Here is a 6000-nt window from a genome sequence, read left to right on the forward strand (position 1 = left end):
TGCTTTTATAGAGTTTTTTGCTTAACAGTTGAATTTAATAAATCTAAAATTTAGATACACTTAGCTCGAATATCTAACAAAGTGGAAACCTATACAGATGAGTTACTATAAGCTTATATTAGTAGTAAATTTGACAATTGAACACACTACACAAAATTTTTTAACAATTCAACTTCGCTTATAAACGATTTCCATTTTCAACTTCTCAACCTCTAATCTCAACTTTTCATTTTCCATTCTCAATTTAGCATTTTCTTCCCTAATTAACTCAACTTCATTCCTCTTACTCAACGCCTGATTCATTGCTAACTTTCGCATATCTAGCGAAAACCATCGCTGATAAGTTTGCGTGTGAACTTGGACGCTATGACCTAGATTATCTGCTGCTGCTTTAATTGGAATTCCTAAAATATGCGCTCGAATTGCCCAAGCGTGGCGTAAATCATAAGGCTTAAAATCTAAGCCGATTTTACGAAACCACCAACTGACTCGTTGTGTTAATGCCGTGATTTCTGCATAATTAGTATTATCTTTTTTACTAATTGCCGTTGCCAGCATTTCTAAATATTTGGGATTCCTTAAATCAAATTCCTCAATCCATTGTTTATATAAAGGTAAAGCTTCTCTCTCGCCAGTCTTACAATCTTTATGAACCTTCCAGGTTAAATCCAAATTTTCTTGACTTAACCACCAATCGATGTCAGGATTAATAAAAAGCTCGCGCGGTCGTAAACCGAAAACTGCTAACATTCCATAAGTCCAGCGCCAAAGCTGCCAGCTATCTTGGACATTTTGGTTAACTTGATTGCCTCTGGTATTTAAGTATTGTTCAAACTTGCCAATCCCCTCAGCTATTTCTGCATCAGTCGGTATATTGCGGGAATTATTCTCTGGCATTTTGGAGTATTTTGATAAATCGATTTCGATTTTGAACGTCTGACAAAATACAGCGATCGCTCTTGCTGCATTATACTTAGACCATTCCTTATCGATTCTTTCAATCGCATTTATCAAATTCTCAGAAGTCGCCAAATCAGCAGGATTAGTAAATCGCTTAGTTCGGGAAATATAATAAAAAAAAGTATGTTCGCTTTTAGTCGTCCGTTTGTGAGTTTTAAAATATTCATCTTCAAATTTTTCCAGCAATTCGCCAATTGTTTTACAATCTTTTTTAATTGCCTCATTGCCTAAATATTTTTCATTCCATGCAAAAGTTTTACGAGCAATTAACTTTCCTAACTCATAAGCTTCTTCCTCAGCCGTTTTTAACCCATCCAAATTAGCAGGAATATTCAAGCTGAGATTGTATTGCTTTCTACCAGTGCCATTTTTATCCTTGTCCCCAGGTTTAATCGGTAACGTAGCGCGTAATTGCAGACTTCCATTAGATTCTCGAATTGTTACCTTAGTCTTTGCAGACTTCAAACGCAGATTTACCGTCTCTAATTCCAGTAATACTTTTGATTTCATGTGTTCTGTTTACAGCTTTGCAGACTTGAAGCGAAATAATTCGTAATTTAAGACTCTTGATTGCGGGCATTGCTGAATTCTTACTCTCTGCGACTCTCTCTTGAAAAGTTCAGATGCCTGCGGCAAGCCCCTTCGGGTCTACGCCGGAAGCCGGCGCTCCGACTTTTCGCTGCGTCTGTGCGTGAGTAAACTCATATTTTAAATCAGCAACACATAATTACAAATTACGAACTACGAATTCTCCTTTAGCCTATATTTAGTCTAAAAATAAATGCGTTCTCAACGAACAATGTTTAATTCTGACATTGCTCATTGCAAACATTAACCCCTCTAAAAAAATAAAAGCATTAAAAGGATTACTCCGGCCCTTATCACGGTTATGATGGCTTTGCTATCTTCGCTCGCGATATGGATTTGGCACTCAACAGCCCAACCTGGGGATTAATTGGCGCTCCCTGGAGCAAAAAAGCTGAAGCTAAAACCAAAGCTAAAGCAACCGCCTAAAAAAACGAGAGAGACATAAGTATCTGGGGTTAATACCCCAGGAGGGAGTCGGGAATTCAAAATTCAAAATTAAAAATTCAAAATGATGTGTTTTGCTTTTTGCATTTTGAGTTTTGAGTTACATTTCCACTCCCTACGAAGAAGTAAAAAGTAAAAAGGCAAAAGGCAAAAGAGGTTCGATTAAGTTTTTCTTCTCTTTTTACTTTTTACTTTTACCTTTTAACTTACTAGTTCTGCCGATTCCTCCATTAGTAATTAACTCAGCAAGCTTGGAGATCAGAAATGCCTCAGAATCCAGATAAAATTCAAGACCACGTAGAGCTGTTTCACCAGCCGGAATACCAACAATTATTCCAAAACAAAAAAGAATTTGAAAACGGTCACGACCCCGAAGAAGTAAAGCGGGTTGCAGAATGGACTAAGAGTTGGGATTATCGCGAAAAGAATTTCGCTCGTGAAGCTCTAACCGTCAACCCTGCTAAAGGTTGCCAACCTCTAGGAGCAATCTTCGCTGCTGTTGGATTTGAAGGCACTCTGCCCTTTGTTCAAGGTTCCCAAGGTTGCGTTGCGTACTTCCGCACCCACTTAACCCGTCACTACAAAGAACCATTCTCTGGTGTATCTTCTTCCATGACAGAAGATGCAGCGGTGTTCGGTGGTCTGCAAAACATGATTGATGGCTTGGCGAACTCTTACCAACTTTACAAGCCCAAGATGATTGCTGTCTGCACCACCTGTATGGCAGAAGTAATTGGTGATGACTTACAAGCTTTCATCAACAACGCTAAGAAAGCTGGTTCAGTTCCTCAAGACTTCCCAGTTCCTTACGCTCACACCCCCAGCTTTGTTGGTTCCCACATCACTGGTTACGACAACATGATGAAGGGTATTCTTTCTAACTTGACCGCAGGTCAAAAGAAAGAAACCAGCAATGGCAAAATCAACTTCGTTCCAGGTTTTGACACCTACGTTGGCAACAACCGCGAAATCAAACGCATTGCTTCTCTGTTTGGCTTTGACTACACAATTCTAGCTGACAACAGCGACTACTTGGATTCACCCAACACTGGTGAGTTCGATATGTATCCAGGTGGTACAAAGCTGGAAGATGCAGCAGATTCAATTAATGGTAAAGCTACAGTATTCCTGCAATCACACTCCACAGTCAAGACCCGCGAGTACATCGAAAAAGAATGGAAGCAACCAACCGTTGTTTCCCGTCCTTGGGGTATTAAAGCTACTGATGAGTTCTTGATGAAACTCAGCGAACTATCTGGTAAGCCCATTCCTGAAGAATTGGAAATCGAACGCGGTCGTGCAGTTGACGCAATGACTGACTCCCACGCATGGGTTCATGGCAAGCGCTTCGCTATCTACGGCGAACCCGATTTAGTGTACAGCGTTGTGGGCTTTATGCTGGAAATGGGTGCTGAACCAGTTCATATTTTGGTTCACAACAGCAACGAAGAATTTGAAAAAGAAATCAAAGAATTGCTTGCTTCTAGCCCCTTCGGTCAAAATGCAAAAGTTTGGCCTGGTAAAGACCTGTGGCACATGCGTTCTCTGTTGTTCACCGAACCCGTAGACTTGTTGATTGGTAACACCTACGGTAAGTACCTGTGGCGCGATACCAAGATTCCCTTAGTAAGAATTGGCTATCCTATTATGGATCGTCACCACTTGCACCGCTACAGCACCATCGGTTACCAAGGTGTAATCAACTTGCTCAACTGGATTGTAAATACAATCTTCGAGGAAATCGATCGCAACACCAACATTCCTTCCAAGACCGATATTTCCTACGACTTGATTCGTTAGAAATTACACGGTTACGCAAGTTATTAGGAACTAGCGGGTAGGGACTGGGGATTAAAAATTGGGGACTGGGAACTTAATTATTCCCAATCCCCAATGCCCAATGCCCCATACCCTATACCCACTCGCAAATTTAGCATTTACCTGAGGCATGAAATCAATGGAAACTATTAATCACACTCACACCCATACTCATACTCATCCCCATCCTAATTACCATCCACCTAATTATCAAAAACGTGGAATATTAAACAATATTCTTAATCCTTTACGTAATGTTGTGGATGGAATTCAGGTTAAAAATAATCGTCTTGCTCATTTAATTTGCCAAACAATTCCTTGCTGTTGTCCCTTTGAACGCCGAATAAGATTATTTGGGCGGGTTTTTGATATTCCGGCATTGTGTAAACTCAATCCTTTATATGATGAATTTGTAGGATTGCGTTTTCGTGCTTTATCTTATCTCGCCGATGTGTGTGGGGAAGATGTCACGAAATATATTTGTTAGTCAATGGATTTTGGATTTTAAATTTTGGATTGAAAGAATTCAGAATTCAGAATTCAGAATTCAGGAGTCATAATTCAGAATTCAGAATGGGCTATGCCCTGCTGCGCTAACAGGAGTCAGGAGTTAGGAGAATATTTAATGAATAAAGATATTAATCATACTAGACTCATTACAAATTCTCATTTCTGATTCCTCGCTGTTGAATTTTTGCTAAAAATCTAAAATCCAAAATCTAAAATCCAAAATTGTCTGTCGAAAAACTGCCATCCACCAAGAGAAGAGAGATGAAAAGCACCCAAGGCAAAATTAACGAGCTGCTCAGTGAGTCAGGATGCGAGCATAATCAGCATAAACAATCAGAAAAGAAAAACAAGTCTTGCACCCAACAAGCACAACCTGGCGCTGCTCAAGGGGGCTGTGCTTTTGATGGGGCGATGATTGCCTTAGTACCCATTGCCGATGCGGCTCATTTAGTCCACGGGCCGATCGCTTGTGCTGGTAATTCCTGGGGCAGTCGTGGTAGTCTCTCTTCTGGGCCCCAACTCTACAAGATGGGCTTTACAACTGACTTGAGTGAAAATGATGTCATTTTTGGTGGCGAGAAAAAGCTCTACAAAGCAATTCTAGAACTCAAGGAACGCTACCAACCAGCAGCAATTTTTGTTTACGCTACTTGCGTGACTGCTTTGATTGGCGATGATATGGATGCAGTTTGCAAAGCCGCAGCTGAAAAACTTGGCACTCCAGTTATCCCGGTGATTGCTCCGGGATTTATTGGCAGTAAAAATCTGGGCAACCGTTTTGGCGGTGAAGCTTTATTAGATTATGTTGTCGGGACAGCAGAACCGGAATACACAACGCCTTATGATATTAACTTAATAGGCGAGTACAACATCGCCGGGGAAATGTGGGGAGTCACGCCACTGTTAGAAAAATTAGGCATCCGCATTTTGTCGAAAATTACCGGCGACGCTCGGTACAATGAAATTCGCTATGCCCATCGCGCCAAGCTGAATGTAATGATCTGTTCGCGGGCGCTGCTGAACATGGCGAGAAAGATGGAGGAGCGTTACGGCATTCCTTATATTGAAGAATCTTTCTACGGCATCGATGACATGAATCGCTGTCTGCGAAATATTGCTGCTAAATTAGGCGACCCGGATTTGCAAGCACGCACAGAAAAACTAATTGCTGAAGAAACTGCGGCTTTAGATTTGGCACTGGCTCCTTATCGCGCTCGACTCAAAGGTAAGCGTGTCGTATTGTATACTGGCGGTGTCAAGAGTTGGTCGATTATTTCCGCTGCAAAAGACTTGGGTATTGAAGTTGTTGCTACCAGTACTCGCAAAAGTACTGAGGAAGATAAAGCCAAAATCAAGAAGTTGCTGGGTAACGATGGCATCATGCTAGAAAAAGGCAACGCCAAGGAATTGTTACAGCTGGTGAGAGATACTCAAGCAGATATGTTGATTGCCGGAGGTCGTAACCAATACACCGCCCTAAAAGCTCGGATTCCTTTCTTGGATATCAACCAAGAACGCCACCATCCTTATGCAGGTTATGTAGGAATGATTGAGATGGCGCGGGAATTGTACGAAGCCCTTTATAGCCCGATTTGGGAGCAAGTACGCAAACCGGCTCCGTGGGAAGAGGGTGAGTTGCATTCAAATCTAGTCACTGAGGAGTGGAGGGGATGAGGGGAT

3 protein-coding genes and 1 pseudogene are annotated in these 6000 nt (G+C 41.5%); 3 read left to right on the forward strand and 1 reads right to left on the reverse strand.

Annotated features, from left to right (window positions below; translation table 11 throughout):
* Positions 1–168: 168 nt before the first annotated feature.
* Positions 169–1476: pseudogene (locus VF06_RS24235) on the reverse strand (site-specific integrase); the annotation flags it as partial.
* Between the two features lie 780 nt (positions 1477–2256).
* On the opposite strand from VF06_RS24235, the gene nifK reads away from it, so the two are divergent.
* The 3 genes from nifK to nifE all read left to right on the forward strand — a co-directional run bounded on the left by nifK (position 2257) and on the right by nifE (position 5994).
* Positions 2257–3792, forward strand: coding sequence for a nitrogenase molybdenum-iron protein subunit beta (gene nifK, locus VF06_RS24245; protein WP_099068247.1), 1536 nt, complete (start codon positions 2257–2259; stop codon positions 3790–3792).
* Between the two features lie 157 nt (positions 3793–3949).
* A complete protein-coding gene (locus tag VF06_RS24250) occupies positions 3950–4297 on the forward strand; it encodes a Mo-dependent nitrogenase C-terminal domain-containing protein (RefSeq protein ID WP_099068248.1) in 348 nt (115 codons plus the stop codon).
* Between the two features lie 284 nt (positions 4298–4581).
* The gene (gene nifE / locus VF06_RS24255; RefSeq protein WP_099068249.1) at positions 4582–5994 is read left to right on the forward strand and encodes a nitrogenase iron-molybdenum cofactor biosynthesis protein NifE; all 1413 of its coding nucleotides are present in this window, start codon (positions 4582–4584) and stop codon (positions 5992–5994) included.
* Positions 5995–6000 lie beyond the last annotated feature (6 nt).

This window comes from Nostoc linckia z4, assembly GCF_002608075.1.
In the GTDB taxonomy this organism is placed as follows: domain Bacteria; phylum Cyanobacteriota; class Cyanobacteriia; order Cyanobacteriales; family Nostocaceae; genus Nostoc; species Nostoc linckia.